Consider the following 16,139-nt stretch of genomic DNA (forward strand, 5'->3'; position numbering starts at 1 on the left):
TTTAATTAGAACGCTCTTCAAGCCAATTTCCAACCGTCGGATATGTTTGCTTTACAGCCGTTCCACCATACACAATAGACATATGTCCTGTCGGTAAACATACATACTGTTTATCTGTGCTAGAAATATGATCAAGTAAAGCCTCTACTTGACATGGCAGAGCAATATGATCACGTTTCGCTGAAATATTTAAGACATTCGCCTTAATATTTGCAAGGTCTACCTTTTGTCCGCGAATAACGAGTTCACCCTTCACTAATTTATTATTTTGATAAAAATCACGAATCCATTGTCTATATGATTCACCTGGGAATGGAATGCCGTCACCAACCCACTTTTGAACTAACTTCCAGCTTTCGACGAAGCGCTCATTTTCTGAACGATCGACTAAAGCAACATATGGACCAACAAAGTTTGTAATTGGTTTTAACATCTTATTTCCGAAATCAATCATTTCAGGTGGAATATTTCCGAATGTATCAACCGCTTTATCTAAATTGAAATACTTCTCATCTAATAAAGGACCGTATAATCCTGTTTCAGAGAAATCAAAAGGACTTGTCATAAAAATCAAGTTACGAATTGGCATGTCCGGATGAAGCGCTGCATAAATAGATGTTAACGTTCCACCCATGCAATAACCAAGTAAAGAAATCTCGTCCGATTTTGCAGTTCTCATTACTTTTTTCACTGCTTTTGCAATATAATCGAACACGAAATCATCAAATTTCAAATGACTATCTTCTAAACCAAATGTGCCCCAATCAAGCATATACACATCAAAACCACGATCTACTAAATATTCCACTAAACTATTTCCTGGAGTTAAATCCATAATATACGGTTTATTAATAAGAGCATATATTAATAAGATTGGAACCCTCTGTGTTTTTTCTTGTTTTGGAATGTAACGATAAAGCTTCGTTTTATTCTTCGTCCAAATAACCTCTTTCGGTGTTAAACCAACTTGTGGTTCTGGTTCGCGTAATAAAATTTCGCTCGCTCTTTTCACACGGCGATATGCTTTGCGATATTCTTCTGGGTACAACTCCAATTGCTTTTCCCATTCTGTTACGAATGTAGTCATTTTTTTATCTCCTTTTCGGTCGATTTCTTTCTAAAAAAGAAGTGCATTCCTGCCATGGATATGCACTTTTTTCTTACTTTATTACATGTATAATCCACCGTTAATGTTTAATTGCTGACCAGTGATATACGCACCGTCACGGCATAGATATACTACACCTTTTGCAATTTCGTCAGCTTGGCCAAAGCGTTTTTTCGGGATTTTCGCAACGATTTTTTGACGTACTTCTTCTGGTACCTCTGCTACCATTTCAGTATCAATAAACCCTGGGCAAATTGCGTTTACAGTTACATTTGTTTTTGCAAGTTCTAACGCTAATGATTTTGTAAATCCTAACATACCTGCTTTTGCTGCTGAGTAGTTTGTTTGTCCAAATCCACCAGCTTGACCAATAATAGAAGAAATACTAATGATTCTTCCTTCTTCTGCTTCCGTTATGTATGGAAGTACAGCACTTGTCGTATTAAATACGCTGCTTAAGTTCACGTCAATTACGCGCTCCCAGTCTTCACGATTTAACTTTTTGAATGTACGATCTCTTGTAATACCAGCATTATTAACAAGAATATCAACTTTACCAAAATGATTCACAGCTTCTTCTACAAGTCGGTTTGCGTCTTCTACTTTAGAAACATCCGCTTGAACTGCATAAACGTCATGCCCTTCTTTTCCTAGTTCATTTACTAAGTTTTCAGCTGCTTCTTTACTGCTGTTATAGTTAATAACAACTTTTGCTCCCTCTTGTGCTAATGCTACTGTAATTGCTTTTCCAATTCCTTTTGCCCCACCTGTTACGATTGCTACTTTGCCATTTAATTGAACCATTTCTTTTCCCCCTTAAATGAATTTGTGAGCGATTATTATAAATCATTTTGGTACTCATACTAATAGAGTCCATATATTAATTATGTTTCGTTGTTTATACATGAAAAAGAGATTCTCCCTCTCTCTTTTACACGTTATAAACAAACGCTATTATCATTTTTTATTTTCTGGCTTATTCGCAGGTTTTACCTCTTCTTTTACAGGTACTTGTAGTTTAGCTAGTACTGCATTTTGCTTTTCTAGCAATTCTAAAATTTGATCAACTTTCGTTTCTAACGTGCGCATATCTTGTTTCACTTTCGTAACATCACGCTTTAATGTAGGAGCTTGTCCTAATGAATCCACTTTCTCTTCTAGAACTTCCTCGATGTTATCAACTTTATTTTCTAAGTTAATAACAAGCGTAGCTACTCTAGCGATATCCTCTTTTGTTGGCACGTTCACTTGTTCTAAATAACTTTTTGTTGTATCATTTAATGCTTTTTGATAAAACAAATTCAAGTCTAGAACGCTGCCCATCCAAGCAGAATATTCTTCTGTTTTAATTGTTTCATTGAGCGCTTTTCCCCAAAATGTTTCGGTTTGTTCATAAGCATTTTTCCATGCTTGCAATGGATCGAATTTTTGATCAATCACTTCGCCTACACTCCCTTTTTCGTTTTTGAAACAATTCAACCTATTCACTATTTTCTAATATTCTGAAAAAAACTTCAAGTCTATATTTTATTTTTCTTTATTTTCCAACAAATGTATTGACATTAAAAACAGATAGGTGTAAATTGCACTTATAAGTAAAAAATTCCATCTAACTGATTCATGAGGTGATGCACAATCATGCTACATAATGAACCAGAACAACGCGAAAGTTTGGAAAACAACCAAACGAAACAACCAAACTCCATGCCAAAAAACTTCTTAGTTCCCTTCTTACTTCTCTGTCTAAAAGACTGGAGTCTTCATGGTTACAAACTTATTCAAATGCTAATGGATATCGGCTTTTCTTCTGTGGACCAAGGTAATGTATATAGGACACTACGCAAATTAGAAAAAGAAAACCTTATTTCTTCTACTTGGGATACAAGCGAAGGAGGGCCAGCAAAAAGAATTTATTCTTTAACTGAATATGGAGAGAAATATTTAGCAACATGTGCAACTTCTTTTGAGCATTACCAAAATATGCTGCGGACGTTTTTCACGTTATATACGAACGCTTTCTTTCCATTTGCCACTACTTCTCCAGAAAAGGATGAAAAGGATTCTTCATCTTCACCTGGTGGTACAGCAGAGTAATCTGCGTTCACAATATGCAAAAAAACATTTGGAGGTCAAACAATGGAAACTAAACCATACGAATTGGTCGATGCATTTTGGAAAAACTGGTCTCAATCTCTTTCCCTCTTCTCTTCAGCTGGGAAACAATTAGAGCAACTTACTTTAGAAACGTTAAAACAACAACAAGACGCTTTGCATAAATTAACATCAGGAGTAAATGAACTAGAAAAAGAATTACAACAATTCACAGCTCAGTTCAATAACCAATATACAGATTACGTGAAGCAATTAACTGGAAACTCCTTAAATGATCAAATTAACGAGTGGCAAGAAAAATGGAATGAACTTTCTACTCAAATGCACCAACTTACTGTTTCTCCTACGAAAACATCTTTGTCTATTCTTACTCAAACTAGCGGTCAATTTGAAGAAACAACAAAGCACTTTATCGAGCAACAACAGTCGCAACGTGAAGAGGTTCAAAAACAGTTAGAAGTTTTTTTGGGAGAGTTCAAGTCCAAACAACTAGAACTCGCAAAGCAGTTCGAGGAAAACTCAAAAAATCTATTTACTTCCATCAAGTAAGAAAAATGTGGCAACTAACTGCAGCACAAACAAAACTCTTTCTTCCTCCTACTACATCAAGATGGCTTACATTTTTCGATATGGAAAAGAAGGAGGACAAAATGAATCCATTTCAAGAAGCACAAACTGTTCCGGAGCTTCGTTACGATGAGATTCAAGTCGGTGATCAAGCATCACTAACAAAAAAAATTACGGATGAGGATGTTATCAATTTTGCAAAATTGACTGGAGATGTAAATCCTATTCATATTTTAGATTCTTTTGCAAAAACGACAATGTTCAAAGAACGTATTGCCCATGGCATGCTCGTTTCAAGTTTTATTTCTACCATTCTTGGCACGAAACTCCCTGGCAAAAATACGATTTATTTATCACAAAACGTTTCATTCCGTGCTCCTGTTAAAATCGGAGATACACTTCGCGTTGTGGCAGAAGTTATTAAAAAACGTGATGATAAAAAAATCATTACATTGCAAACAAACATATATAATCAATCCGATGATATTGTCGTGGAAGGTACAGCGACAATACTGAAAAAAGAGTAGCAAATTTGCTACTCTTTTTTCTATCCAAGAACTTCTAATCACACCGATTACTTCCGTGTATGAGTACGTCGTTTCCACATAAAATAACGGTACCAGTTTATATAGCACTTAAATAAAGTGAAGCTTTAATCCGTGTAATTTGTTTATCACCACTGATTATTAGCCTTCGCCAATCGAGCTTTTATAGGCAGCTCGCCAATAGTGGGATAAACTGGACTACTAAGAAGGATGTGTCTCAACATGGTAAAAACAAACAAATTACTAGTTCCAGGTGCAGAACAAGCGCTTGAACAATTTAAATATGAAATCGCTCAAGAATTCGGTGTAAGCTTAGGATCAAATACAGCATCTCGTTCTAACGGCTCTGTTGGCGGTGAAGTAACGAAACGTCTTGTTGCTTTAGCTCAGCAACAATTACGTGGATAATCATATAACATATGGCTTAGAGGCAGATATTCTCTGCCTCTTTCTTTTTTAACATACATAATAATGCTTTTTCACATACTAGTAAGAACAAATTGAAAGGAACGATATGTAACATGAAACGGATTAACATTAGCATGAGTCCTCCCCGTGTTCTTACTCTATCTTTTATTATGTTATCAATTATCGGTACATGCCTATTAAAATTACCAATTGCTACAACAACGTCTATTTCATGGCTCGATGCCTTATTTACAACAGTTTCTGCTTGTACTGTTACAGGACTTGGTGTTGTGGACACTGGAAAAGTATTTACCTTGTTTGGACAATGCGTCATTTTAACACTTATACAAGTTGGCGGACTTGGTATTATGAGCTTCGCCGTTTTAATCGCAATTATGCTCGGTAGAAAAATCGGTCTTCAAAATCGGATTTTATTACAACAAGCATTAAACCAAACAAATGTCGGCGGAATCATTCGCCTTGCAAAAGCATTATTTATATTTTCTTTTACTGTAGAATGTATTGCCACTTTACTTCTCTCCTTTGAATGGGTACCAAAGTACGGGATTGCCAAAGGAATATATTACAGCTTTTTTCATTCTATCTCAGCCTTTAACAATGCTGGTTTTTCCGTGTGGAGTGACAATTTAACGTCCCACTCCCATAGCATTCTCGTCAATCTCGTTATTTCTTCCCTCATTATTTTAGGAGGGATCGGTTTTACAGTTATCGTAGATATAAAAAGAAAGAAAAACTTTAAAAACCTTACTTTACATTCAAAACTTATGCTTACTTCTACTCTTATCGTAAATATTATTGCTACAGCTTTTATTTTTATATTCGAGTTCCATAATTCACTTTCCATGAGAGGTTTTACCCCATTTGAAGAAGGTATGGCTGCTTATTTTCAAGCGATTTCGACGCGCACTGCCGGATTTAATACTGTGGATATCTCTGCATTATCAAAGCCTTCTCTTTTATTAATGATGCTTCTTATGTTTATTGGTGCTGGCAGTGCTTCAACTGGTGGCGGAATTAAGTTAACGACTTTTTTAATTATGTTTTTAGGCGTATTTAAATTTTTGCAAGAACAAGATGATATTGTCGTGTTTAAAAAATCCATTAAAGATACGCTCATTGTCAAATCATTAACCATTACCATTATTTCAATTTCGTTTATTTTCCTTTCTATTTTAATTCTAAGTATTACTGAGCGAGTTCCTCTACTAATGAGTGCTTTTGAAGTATTTTCAGCATTTGGAACTGTCGGTCTTAGCATGAATTTGACGCCACACTTAACAATTATCGGTAAAGCAATTATTATCTTTATGATGTTTTTTGGAAAAATGGGGCCTTTAACATTAGCTTTTTCATTTGCACGTAAAAAGCAAAGAAAAATAAAATATCCAAACGAAGATATTTTAACAGGTTGACAACCGTATAAATTATCCATATAATGAAAATACAATAACATATCTCCAAAGGGGAGTAGCGTCCAAGAATATTTCTTGGAAACAAAGTCGTCATTACGTAGAACATAGTTCTTCCGGCTTTGTTGACATTTTCATTACATATGTCTAGCAAGACCTTTGCCTATCAACGGCAGAGGTCTTTTTTGTTTTTACCAATTCCTTCCACCGTTGATGCGCGGGAGTATGGGGAATCTAAACAGTGGGGAAATTCTTCACTTGTTTAGAATTTAGAGAAATGAGAGGAGAATGTACATGGATGTATCATTATTATTGGAGTATGGTTGGGTATTACTCATCCTAATTGCACTAGAGGGGATTTTAGCAGCTGATAACGCCCTCGTTCTTGCAATTATGGTAAAACATTTACCAGAAGACAAACGAAAGAAAGCACTATTTTACGGATTAGCAGGAGCGTTTGTTTTCCGCTTCGGATCGCTATTTATGATTTCATTCTTAGTCGATGTATGGCAAGTGCAAGCGATTGGTGCAATTTACCTTATGTTTATCGCTGGTAATCACTTATTTAAAACGTACGTTAAAAAGAATACACATGAAGAAACAGAAGAAAAAGAAACAGAGAAAAAACAAGAGAACTTTTGGTGGACTGTATTTAAAGTCGAAGTTGCTGATATTGCCTTCGCAGTCGATTCAATTTTAGCGGCTGTTGCATTAGCAATGACATTACCGAAAACAGGATTAGGTACGATTGGTAGTCTTGATACTGGGCAATTCGTCGTTATCTTTGTAGGTGGACTTATCGGATTAATCATTATGCGATTTGCAGCATCTGCTTTCGTACAAATATTAAAACGTAAACCAGGACTTGAAACGGCAGCATTCTTAATTGTAGGCTGGGTTGGTGTAAAATTAGCAGTTTATACGCTAGCACACCCTGCTTTAGGTGTCCTTCCGCACTCATTCCCAGAATCTACTCCGTGGAAACTTACATTCTGGAGCGTATTAATCGGAATCGCAGTTTGTGGTTGGTTCTTCTCGAAAGAGGTAGAAGTAAAAGTCGAAAAGAATTTAGACGAAAAAGCGCTGTAATTATAGCGCTTTTTCTTTTTCTCTCGTTTCAACCTCCTCACTATTTTCAGAAAAAATTCCATTATACCGCCTTTTGTAAACGCTTCCTTCATAGATGTATGTCCTTTTTGTGAAACATTGAACAAACTTATTGAAACTGAGAACAAATCCATGTACTTTATTCATATAAAGAGTATTTATAGACGATGTATTAAAGGAGCGTATTACTCATGCTAGAACAAGGATTAGACTACGTTGTAAAACTGGCTAAGAGCAAAAAGCAAATGCTGGATACAAATTCAATGCAATATTTCATTCGCGCTGCACTTGCTGGCATTTATATCGGTTTTATTATTGTACTATGTTTTAAATTAGGTAACTTTTTTCACATTGCAGATTCACCAGCAACTTATTTAGCTGAATCCATGTTTTTCGGAATTGCTCTCGTACTTATTATATATGGCGGTGCTGAGTTATTTACTGGCAATACAATGTACTTTACAGTGGCAACTTTAAGAAAAGAAACAACTATTTCTGATACACTTCGTAACTGGGTTGCTTGTTATGCAGGTAACTTAGCTGGCGCTTTATTCTTTGCCTTACTATTTTACGCAACTGGAATTTTCCAAGCAATTGATCATGGTCACTTAATGAATAAAGTAGTTGAAGGAAAGATGAATACACCTACAATGCAATTATTCTTTAAAGCGATTTTATGTAACTGGCTCGTATGTCTTGCTTGCTTCTTACCTTCTCAAGTAAAAGGTGATACAGCAAAAATAATGATGATGATGCTACTTGTTTTCACATTCTTCTTATCTGGTTACGAGCATAGCATTGCAAACTTATCACTGTTTGCTTTATCTTTAGTCTCACCACATCCTGATACAATTTCTTTTGCGGGTGCTATTCATAACTTAATTCCAGTTACACTTGGTAACATTATTGGCGGATCGGTATTTGTCGGTATGGTATATCATTACTTAACAAAGAAAGCACCTGATGTTAAGCAAGAAGAAACTGAATTAGTAGCCGCTCAAACAGAGGAAATCATTCCTTTACAAGCTCATGTGAAACATTAAAAACTCCAAAGATAACCTTATCAAGACCTAAATTATAAAAATCCTTAAAAATAAAAGAAGAGCATATATTATACATGTATAATATGTGCTCTTCTTTTATTCCATTAAAGCGCCCGATTGTTGAATAATGTTCAATTTCAAACGAATAAAGCCATTAATATTAAATCTTGATAGCCACCATCCAATTTTACACCCTTTGCTTGTCTACCCTCTTCAAAAAAACCTAGATTCTTATATAACTGGATTGCACCTAAATTATCTTCCATTACCTCAAGAGAAACTTTTTCAATCTTACTGTTGTTTTTAGCCCAATTGATTAAGGTTTCTAGAAGAGCTCTTCCAATACCATAATTTCGATATTCAGGTAGTACGGTCATCGCAAAAGCCCCTTGATGACTAATTTTTTTTCTGTCTCCGTTCTTAAAATCTATTGCACCGACTAACTTACCATCAACTTCAGCAATAAACTGTACATAATTTGGATTTTCATGATAAGTTTTTAATCTTTTTTTAATAGCATCAATACTCACCTTTTTTACATCCTCAACCGTACTTAGCATGTATGGAGCGTTTATTAAAGCTTTTGAAGCAGAATCTAGCATTCTTTCTGCATCCTGTTCTTTAGCTTCTCTAATTATTACTGTTTTTCCATCCTTAGATTTATAAGTAAAAACATTAGCTGATAATATATTACACACACCCTTTCAGAATATAATTAATCGGATTTTTTAACTATTCCACAATTCTTAAGTAAGAGAAAGACGTATCACCTTTTTCTGCAATCGCTTTCCTTTAACTTAATAACAATTATTTCAAATATTTTTAATTTTAACAAGAATTCATTCCGTTATATAGCCCGATTGTTGAACATGCAGGTAACGGTGTTCCCTTAGATTTTTTTATAAACTTCTGCATAAGCAAATTTTAGTTGCTCACGTAGTTCTTTATTTTCTTCATCCAATTTCTTAATTTTACGTTTTAAAGATTCTATAATTGCATCTTTATTATTCTCATCGATCTCACGTTTGATTTGTTTCGGCGTAGGAGCCTCTGTTTGTTGCTGGCGCAGGCTCTCAATCCGTTCACGCATTTCACGGTTGTTGTATAGCGTAGCTTTTGCTACGCATCCCGCTATGAGCTCCTCTAACCAATAAGTTCGATTATCATTATATACATAATAGACTATCTTTTTAATATCTGATTATGGAGTATATTATGTAAGAAAAAAAGAGGATATATGCCCTATATTGGACATAATATCCTCTTCTAATTATAGTATGTTTAAGTCTTACTTTGGAGTTTTTAACTCCCTACATATTTAACGACAATATGAGGATGAATTTCCCCTTTTTCTTTCGCTTTCTCAATTCTCTGCTTCATCTGGTGCATACCGATGACATCATTTGTATGAAGGTGAATCTCATTAACATATAAACCTTCCGTACAAAAGGCTTCTACAAAATCTAACCCGCTCTTTTGCCTCCATCCCATGTTAAAGTCAAGAGAAAGGATGTTTACCTTATTACTCCGAACAAATTGTAACGCAGATTCTACTGTAGTTGCCAAAACATATCCGAACGGACAACTTCTTTGATCATCCATATATACATTCATTTTCTAGCTCCTTTCTATTTTGCATATACAACTAACACATAGCATATTGCTCCAAGGCTAATAAAAGGGCCAAATGGAATTGGGGTTCTTACTTTTATGCGCTTTAATGCTATACCAATTCCAAAAATACAAAGACTAAAGAAAGATGCTAAAAATAAAGTCATAAAAATACCTTTCACTCCTATTATAAATCCGAGCAACGAAAGTAATTTCACATCACCTCCACCAAGACCATCTGGATAAATCCTTTGCATGCAATATAACAAAATGAATATAGTTCCACTACCAGCTATACTATCTATCCAAGTAACTAACGGTACAAAAATACATTCTAAAATAAGCAAAAGTGCAAACCAAATTAAAATACGATTAGGTATTAACATATACACAAAATCTGTAACTGAAATAATAAGTAGTAAAGAAAGAAGCGATAAAATGATGATGAGCTCTCGTTCAATTCCAATTACATATACAGTAAGAAAAAATAAACTCCCTGTAACAAATTCAAATGTTATGTACAAACTTGGGATTTTTCTTTTACAATTCGTACAACGCCCTTTCTGCATACAAAATGAAATGATTGGAATAAGTTCTTTTGGCTTTAACGTATATTTGCAGTAATGACAATATGAACGTGGTGTAATAATAGATTCACCCACTGGAACTCTCATCGCAATCACCATAAAGAAAGAACCAAACACCATCCCTGCTAACAATGCATATAAATAAGTGAACATCCCTTCCTCTCCTTTCCAAAAGAACATAGCAAAAAAAGGAGAGAACTTCTACTTCATATTATCTTTATTCTATTAAAAAAGCAGGCCGTTTTCCGGCCTGCTTTCCCCTATTTTATACGATGAAATATACTGCTTTTAATGGTCCGTGTACCCCGACAACAAGATTCATTTCAATATCTGCGGAGTTACTTGGTCCTGTTATAAAGTTGATACAAGATGCCACTGCTTCGCCTTTTTCCACACGAGAGTTCATATGTTGAACTGCTTGCGTAATACGAGGTACAAGTGTTTCACGTGGAATAATAGCAAAGTATATAGTTGGTAAAAAGTGTAAAGAACGCCCTTGTCCTTTATGACTTTGTACAACAATCGTACCAGATTCAGCTAAAGTATAATCACTAAATGCGATACCGATATTCGCTTTTTCCGCTAAACGCATATTCTCTTCTTTTTTCTCAGGATCCCATACATTTACTTCAACATTTTGTTTCGGAAGCTCTTCTTTAAATAAAGAAGTCAATCCATATGAATCAAAACGTTCGTCTGCTGATAATATAATAGGTCCCCCGCCGTTTTCAACGATTACTTTTTGAATATCTTCACGTAAACGGTCGTTTGTCGTTTCCACAACAGTTGTATGAATGTTTGTACATTGATTTTTAAATACTTCTAACAATTCTTCTTGTGAATAATCTTTTAACGTTTCTTCATTCACATTATTTTTCCATACTGGACGTTCTACACCTTCTGTCTTCCGCCCACGTCCGAGTTCTTTTGCGATATTATCTAGAAAGGACTCACGGTTTTGAATTAATCCTGTCATTATTTATCCCCGCCTTTCTTATGATCTTTATACCAATCACGGAATCGTTCTTTACTTGGCGCCGGGAATTCACGAATATCTGTCCAGTTTTTAAGTGGTCCCACACCTTTTGATACGCGGTTACCAGATGTAAATGGACTCATTGCTGCCGGTGCCATTTTCGATCCCATTTTATATAAAGCTGCTGAAGAAGCACCCATGCTAAACATTTTCATTGCTAATTTTTCTGCAAGTGGGGCACGGCCTTCTTGTTCAACGATAACTTGACGATGTTTTAACAATAAATCATGCAATGGAATTTTTACTGGACAAGCTTCTGTACATGCTCCGCATAAACTAGATGCATATGGAAGTTCTTTGTAATCATCATATCCACCTAGAAGCGGTGTTAATACTGCACCAATTGGTCCTGAATAAATAGATCCGTATGAATGTCCACCAACGTGACGATATACAGGACATACATTAACACAAGCAGCACAACGAATACATTGCAGCACTTGACGGAATTCAGATCCAAGAATTTGAGATCGGCCATTATCAACAACGACTAAATGAAACTCTTCTGGCCCATCTACCTCTTCCTCTTGAATTGGTCCTGCTACCGTTACATAACTTGTTAACTTTTGACCTACTGCACTACGACATAGTAAACCAACTAAAACATCTAATTCTTCCATTGTCGGAACCATACGTTCCATACCCATTACTGCAATTTGTGTTTTCGGAATCGACATAACAAGATCGGCATTACCTTCATTTGTTACTAAACAAAGAGAGCCAGTATTTGCAACAGCGAAGTTACAACCTGTCACTCCAATTTCTGCATCCATAAATTTCTCACGAAGTTGTTTACGAACAAACTTTGTCATTTCATATGGATCATCAGAATTTTCATATCCAAGTTTTTCTTTAAACACATCACGAATTTGCGTTCTGTTTTTATGAAGTGCAGGCGCAATAATATGTGAAGGCGGATCGTTATCTACTTGCAAGATATACTCTCCTAAGTCACTCTCTAACACTTCACAACCGATTTCTTCAAGCGCATGATTCATACTAATTTCTTCCGTTACCATTGATTTTGATTTTACAACTTTCTTCGCTTGTTTCTTTTTCGCAACGTCTTGAATATACTTTGCTGCTTCCTCTTTCGTTTTCGCAAAGTAAACATGACCGCCTCTTTTCGAAACATTTTCACTTAACTGCATTAAGTAATAATCAAGATTTTCTAGCGTATGCTGGCGAATTTGTTCACCAAGTTCACGCCACTCTTCCCAGTTTCCTAATTCTTCCGCTGCTTTTAATCGATTTGTATATAAACGCGTTTGTGCAGATGATACAGCCCCGCGCATAAACGAATCTTGAATTCCATCGCCTACGCGATCATTAAATTTTTTCTCACTGATTTTCATAGACATAGCTTATGTTCCCCCTTCATGAGCGGCTATTCAATACCTCAGCAATATGCATTACTTTTACTTCTTTACCTAAACGCTCAATACGTCCGCCAATGTTTAACAAACACCCACAATCTGCACCGATTAAATAATCAGCACCTGTTTCCATAACACTATCAACTTTCTCATCTACCATTTGCTCAGAAATAGGTGTCATCTTAACTGAAAACGTTCCCCCAAAACCACAACAATTTTGTACGTTTGGTAGTTCTCTTACAGTTAATCCTTTTACATTTGATAATAAAATTCCTGGAGCCTCTTTTACTCCAAGCAGACGTGTCATATGGCAAGATTTATGAACAGTTGCTATCCCAGGTAAACTTGCGCCAACATCTGTAACTTTTAAAACATCTACAATAAATTGTGTAAATTCATATGTTTTATCAGCTATCTTTTGTGCACGTTTTGCCCATTTCGGATCATCTTTAAAAACATGTGGATACTCGTGAAACATTGTCGCACAAGAACCGGATGGCGTAACGATATATTCTGCATCTTCAAAAGTTTCAATCATATGTTTCATCGCTTCTTTTGCTGCTTCTACATGGCCGCTATTATAAGCAGGCTGACCACAACAAACTTGTGCTTCTGGAAATTCAATTTCACAACCTAAACGCTCCAATACTTCTACTGTTGCCTTACCGACATTTGTTTCAAACATATCGACTAGACAAGTAACAAATAAAGTAACTTTCATAATTATTATTCCCCCTCATTACAACTTCGCCAACAATCATATGGTCATCAGATGACTTGAAAAGAAGAAATAGGCTCAACCATAGCCTAACTCTCCCTCTTCTAAAGAAAACGCTTACTCAATCTTTCTCTATTTTATCAGAAAAATGGAATTTTAAAAGATTAAATTACGAATTTATATCGCTTTTACCTATGACAATATGTTCTACATTTGTTAAATGATCTAGCATTGCTTGCTGTGCTAATTCCACATCTTGCTTTAACACCGCATCATATATAACTTGATGCTCTTCTAAAAGTCGTTCTGCTGTTGTTTGTTCACCATATAAAATAATGCGTCTTGATTCACCAATCGTTTCAGCAATCATTTCTGAAACATGATTCATGAGTTCAAGTAGGATGTTATTATGTGAAGATTGTGCAATTCCCATGTGGAACTGAAAGTCTGCTTTTTCACCAGCTTTCTCATCTCCAACGCTCTTTGCCATTTCATCTAACCAATGCTTCATATTTTGTAAATTATCTTCCGTACGTTTTGCCGCAGCTGCTCGAACTGCCCCCACTTCAAGCACCTTTCGTACTTCTAATAAGTTCAAAATATCCTCTTTCTTCATTAACAACCTATTATTTAATGATTTCGTTAATGAAGAAGAATCGAAATTCTTCACATATGTACCTTCTCCTTGCTTCATTTCAATTAAGCCCATTGCCCTTAGCGCACTTAGCGCTTCACGAACAGCAGATCTACCAACTTGAAACTGCTCGGCTAATTGATGAACAGGAAGTAGTTTGTCACCAGGTTTTAGTGTGCCATTTTTAATCATTGTTAAAATAGCTTCAGATACTTCTTCGTAAATTTTTTTCGGTTTAATAGATTTGTACTCCAGTTAAATCACCTCAGTATCTTCCAAACAACAATTGAAACGATTTATAAGAATTTAGCATCCATAACTATTTTAGAACGAATTAGTAAGAAGTACAAATGTTTTGTTCATAAAATAGTCAAATTCTTAATATTTATTGGATATTAATTAATATCTTTCCGTGCAATTATTAACTCTCAATATAGAGAGCATGTCCCCAAAGTTAGAACATGCTCTCCTCATCTTGTACTTTTAGTTTAATAATAACTGTCGTTCCCTTACCTTTTTCACTTTCTATTCTCCACTGTCCATCATGTATATGAACAATTTGCCTTACAATAGCAAGACCTAAACCTGTTCCACCATGCTGACGACTTCTAGCTTTATCTACTCGGTAAAAACGCTCACCAAGATTTTCTAAATGCTCTATATCAATACCTATTCCCGTGTCTTTTATTTTCAGCTCACAATAATCATCTTTCTTATCTAAGCTTATTATGATATCCCCGTTTTGATTTGTGTACCGTATCGCATTGTCTAACACGTTGTGAAGTACTTGTTGCATACGATCCTCATCAATCATTACGATAATTTCAGGATTTAAATCCGTTGAAATACGAAGCTTTTTTTCTATAAATTGTAACTCATAAGTATCTAGTACATCTTCAATAAGCTGTGAAAAAACGATAGGTTGCTTCTTTAGAGGAAAATGTTCACCTTCTAATTGTGCTAAATCTAATAAATCATGAACGAGTCGCTGCATGCGATCTGCTTCTTTATGGATGAGCTGCGTTACTTTTTCCTGCTGCGGCCCTTTTGCTACACCGTCTAAAATGGCTTCACTATATCCTTTAATATAACTAAGTGGTGTTCTAAGTTCATGCGAAACATTAGCTAAAAACTCCTTACGCTTTACGTCTTCTGCCTCTAAAGAATTTGCCATTTTATTAAATGCTTTTCCCAATCGTCCAATCTCATCTTCTGAAGAAATCGTAATCCGCTCTGAGAAATCTCCGGTAGCAAGATGATTCGCGACCCGTTCCATTTGTGAGAGCGGCTTCGTAATCGCAATAATAATTTTTCTACCAACCCATATCGTAATTAAAATCATTGCAATTGCTAACGGCGCTAAAATAAGACCCATATCAAATATCAAGTCTTTTATACTTTTTAAAGGAATATAAGAGTATACAATTCCAACTAATTTTTTATTATCTAAAACAGGGATGACAACACCCATAATATTACGATCAAAATGCTCTTCATATCCTATCTTTGTCACAGTTTTCCCATCTAGTAGCGCTTGTCTATCTCCTTCACTTATAAGAGAATGATGGTGCACATCAAAAGGCAAACAAGCACTTAAATCACGTGGATTATACACAAAAAGGACGTCTGAACTAGATATTTGATCATATGCCCTTACTTTCTCTTCAAAAGTGGATATTCCTTCACGTTTATCATATTGCGTGGCGAGACGCTTTCCTTCCATTACTAATGAATCTTTTAAATTATCGACGTATAACTTTTCATACGAGTATAAAGATACAAAATAAAGAAAGGAGACTGTTACACATACTGCACATACTACTGTAAGCCAAAGCTTTTGTACCATCGTAAACATAC

At 35.4% G+C, this 16,139-nt stretch carries 18 protein-coding genes, 1 pseudogene and 1 riboswitch; of the genes and pseudogenes, 7 read left to right on the top strand and 12 right to left on the bottom strand.

Translation table 11 applies throughout. The annotated features are described in order from the left end of the window. Position 1: 1 nt before the first annotated feature. From phaC to phaR, 3 genes are all read right to left on the bottom strand, one after another. On the bottom strand, positions 2–1,087 hold the full coding sequence (gene phaC / locus MR109_RS10735) for a class III poly(R)-hydroxyalkanoic acid synthase subunit PhaC (RefSeq protein ID WP_002170962.1): 1,086 nt from the start codon (positions 1,085–1,087) through the stop codon (positions 2–4). 81 nt (positions 1,088–1,168) lie between these two features. Then, on the bottom strand, positions 1,169–1,912 hold the full coding sequence (locus tag MR109_RS10740; protein WP_000250412.1) for an acetoacetyl-CoA reductase: 744 nt from the start codon (positions 1,910–1,912) through the stop codon (positions 1,169–1,171). A 153-nt stretch (positions 1,913–2,065) separates the two neighbouring features. Continuing rightward, positions 2,066–2,548, bottom strand: a complete 483-nt coding sequence (gene phaR, locus MR109_RS10745; protein WP_242272063.1) for a polyhydroxyalkanoic acid synthase subunit PhaR — start codon at positions 2,546–2,548, stop codon at positions 2,066–2,068. Between the two features lie 198 nt (positions 2,549–2,746). Between phaR and phaQ the strand changes: the two genes are divergently transcribed. The 7 genes from phaQ to MR109_RS10780 all read left to right on the top strand — a co-directional run bounded on the left by phaQ (position 2,747) and on the right by MR109_RS10780 (position 8,320). Continuing rightward, positions 2,747–3,202: a poly-beta-hydroxybutyrate-responsive repressor gene (phaQ, locus tag MR109_RS10750; RefSeq protein ID WP_025150992.1), complete on the top strand. Its 456-nt coding sequence runs from the start codon at positions 2,747–2,749 to the stop codon at positions 3,200–3,202. A 42-nt stretch (positions 3,203–3,244) separates the two neighbouring features. Continuing rightward, positions 3,245–3,769 (top strand): polyhydroxyalkanoic acid inclusion protein PhaP, encoded by a 525-nt coding sequence (gene phaP, locus MR109_RS10755; RefSeq protein WP_025150993.1) that lies wholly within the window; start codon positions 3,245–3,247, stop codon positions 3,767–3,769. 101 nt (positions 3,770–3,870) lie between these two features. Then, positions 3,871–4,314, top strand: coding sequence for a MaoC family dehydratase (locus MR109_RS10760; RefSeq protein WP_001067911.1), 444 nt, complete (start codon positions 3,871–3,873; stop codon positions 4,312–4,314). A 240-nt stretch (positions 4,315–4,554) separates the two neighbouring features. After that, positions 4,555–4,740 carry an alpha/beta-type small acid-soluble spore protein gene (locus MR109_RS10765; RefSeq protein WP_000241212.1) on the top strand — a complete coding sequence of 62 codons (186 nt, stop codon included), beginning with the start codon at positions 4,555–4,557 and terminating at the stop codon, positions 4,738–4,740. A 113-nt stretch (positions 4,741–4,853) separates the two neighbouring features. Next, entirely contained in the window at positions 4,854–6,173 is a 1,320-nt protein-coding gene (locus tag MR109_RS10770) for a TrkH family potassium uptake protein (protein ID WP_048369507.1), read from the top strand. A gap of 38 nt (positions 6,174–6,211) precedes the next feature. Continuing rightward, a riboswitch (yybP-ykoY riboswitch) is annotated at positions 6,212–6,385 on the top strand. Positions 6,386–6,464: 79 nt separating this feature from the next. Beyond that, positions 6,465–7,259 carry a TerC family protein gene (locus MR109_RS10775; protein WP_071720150.1) on the top strand — a complete coding sequence of 265 codons (795 nt, stop codon included), beginning with the start codon at positions 6,465–6,467 and terminating at the stop codon, positions 7,257–7,259. A gap of 209 nt (positions 7,260–7,468) precedes the next feature. Next, positions 7,469–8,320, top strand: a complete 852-nt coding sequence (locus MR109_RS10780) for a formate/nitrite transporter family protein (protein ID WP_048369510.1) — start codon at positions 7,469–7,471, stop codon at positions 8,318–8,320. A gap of 137 nt (positions 8,321–8,457) precedes the next feature. Here MR109_RS10780 and MR109_RS10785 read toward each other — a convergent pair whose 3' ends face one another. From MR109_RS10785 to MR109_RS10825, 9 genes and pseudogenes are all read right to left on the bottom strand, one after another. Then, a complete protein-coding gene (locus MR109_RS10785; RefSeq protein ID WP_242272065.1) occupies positions 8,458–9,018 on the bottom strand; it encodes a GNAT family N-acetyltransferase in 561 nt (186 codons plus the stop codon). Between the two features lie 191 nt (positions 9,019–9,209). Next, positions 9,210–9,443 (bottom strand): annotated as a pseudogene (locus MR109_RS10790) (DUF6262 family protein); the annotation flags it as partial. A gap of 179 nt (positions 9,444–9,622) precedes the next feature. After that, a complete protein-coding gene (locus MR109_RS10795; protein ID WP_098789054.1) occupies positions 9,623–9,934 on the bottom strand; it encodes a cyclic-phosphate processing receiver domain-containing protein in 312 nt (103 codons plus the stop codon). 14 nt (positions 9,935–9,948) lie between these two features. Then, a complete protein-coding gene (locus MR109_RS10800; protein WP_002170955.1) occupies positions 9,949–10,671 on the bottom strand; it encodes a prepilin peptidase in 723 nt (240 codons plus the stop codon). A 112-nt stretch (positions 10,672–10,783) separates the two neighbouring features. Continuing rightward, the gene (locus MR109_RS10805) at positions 10,784–11,494 is read right to left on the bottom strand and encodes a LutC/YkgG family protein (RefSeq protein ID WP_242272068.1); all 711 of its coding nucleotides are present in this window, start codon (positions 11,492–11,494) and stop codon (positions 10,784–10,786) included. Further along, entirely contained in the window at positions 11,494–12,915 is a 1,422-nt protein-coding gene (locus tag MR109_RS10810; protein WP_002170953.1) for a LutB/LldF family L-lactate oxidation iron-sulfur protein, read from the bottom strand. The genes MR109_RS10805 and MR109_RS10810 overlap by 1 nt, the downstream gene beginning before the upstream one ends. Positions 12,916–12,931: 16 nt before the next feature. After that, positions 12,932–13,651: a (Fe-S)-binding protein gene (locus MR109_RS10815; protein WP_002170952.1), complete on the bottom strand. Its 720-nt coding sequence runs from the start codon at positions 13,649–13,651 to the stop codon at positions 12,932–12,934. A gap of 166 nt (positions 13,652–13,817) precedes the next feature. Continuing rightward, a complete protein-coding gene (locus tag MR109_RS10820; RefSeq protein ID WP_255300125.1) occupies positions 13,818–14,507 on the bottom strand; it encodes a FadR/GntR family transcriptional regulator in 690 nt (229 codons plus the stop codon). Between the two features lie 229 nt (positions 14,508–14,736). Next, the gene (locus MR109_RS10825; protein WP_048369517.1) at positions 14,737–16,137 is read right to left on the bottom strand and encodes a sensor histidine kinase; all 1,401 of its coding nucleotides are present in this window, start codon (positions 16,135–16,137) and stop codon (positions 14,737–14,739) included. Positions 16,138–16,139 lie beyond the last annotated feature (2 nt).

The sequence above is a fragment of the Bacillus cereus group sp. BfR-BA-01310 genome (assembly GCF_022664325.1).
Lineage (GTDB): Bacteria > Bacillota > Bacilli > Bacillales > Bacillaceae_G > Bacillus_A > Bacillus_A paramycoides.

Excerpts from the sequence above, each read along its gene's own strand:
- phaC (WP_002170962.1), bottom strand. The coding sequence starts at position 1,087 with ATGACTACATTCGTAACAGAATGGGAAAAGCAATTGGAGTTGTACCCA.
- MR109_RS10740 (WP_000250412.1), bottom strand. The coding sequence starts at position 1,912 with ATGGTTCAATTAAATGGCAAAGTAGCAATCGTAACAGGTGGGGCAAAA.
- phaQ (WP_025150992.1), top strand. The coding sequence starts at position 2,747 with ATGCTACATAATGAACCAGAACAACGCGAAAGTTTGGAAAACAACCAA.
- phaP (WP_025150993.1), top strand. The coding sequence starts at position 3,245 with ATGGAAACTAAACCATACGAATTGGTCGATGCATTTTGGAAAAACTGG.
- MR109_RS10760 (WP_001067911.1), top strand. The coding sequence starts at position 3,871 with ATGAATCCATTTCAAGAAGCACAAACTGTTCCGGAGCTTCGTTACGAT.
- MR109_RS10765 (WP_000241212.1), top strand. The coding sequence starts at position 4,555 with ATGGTAAAAACAAACAAATTACTAGTTCCAGGTGCAGAACAAGCGCTT.
- MR109_RS10770 (WP_048369507.1), top strand. The coding sequence starts at position 4,854 with ATGAAACGGATTAACATTAGCATGAGTCCTCCCCGTGTTCTTACTCTA.
- MR109_RS10775 (WP_071720150.1), top strand. The coding sequence starts at position 6,465 with ATGGATGTATCATTATTATTGGAGTATGGTTGGGTATTACTCATCCTA.
- MR109_RS10780 (WP_048369510.1), top strand. The coding sequence starts at position 7,469 with ATGCTAGAACAAGGATTAGACTACGTTGTAAAACTGGCTAAGAGCAAA.
- MR109_RS10795 (WP_098789054.1), bottom strand. The coding sequence starts at position 9,934 with ATGAATGTATATATGGATGATCAAAGAAGTTGTCCGTTCGGATATGTT.
- MR109_RS10800 (WP_002170955.1), bottom strand. The coding sequence starts at position 10,671 with ATGTTCACTTATTTATATGCATTGTTAGCAGGGATGGTGTTTGGTTCT.
- MR109_RS10805 (WP_242272068.1), bottom strand. The coding sequence starts at position 11,494 with ATGACAGGATTAATTCAAAACCGTGAGTCCTTTCTAGATAATATCGCA.
- MR109_RS10810 (WP_002170953.1), bottom strand. The coding sequence starts at position 12,915 with ATGTCTATGAAAATCAGTGAGAAAAAATTTAATGATCGCGTAGGCGAT.
- MR109_RS10815 (WP_002170952.1), bottom strand. The coding sequence starts at position 13,651 with ATGAAAGTTACTTTATTTGTTACTTGTCTAGTCGATATGTTTGAAACA.
- MR109_RS10825 (WP_048369517.1), bottom strand. The coding sequence starts at position 16,137 with ATGTTTACGATGGTACAAAAGCTTTGGCTTACAGTAGTATGTGCAGTA.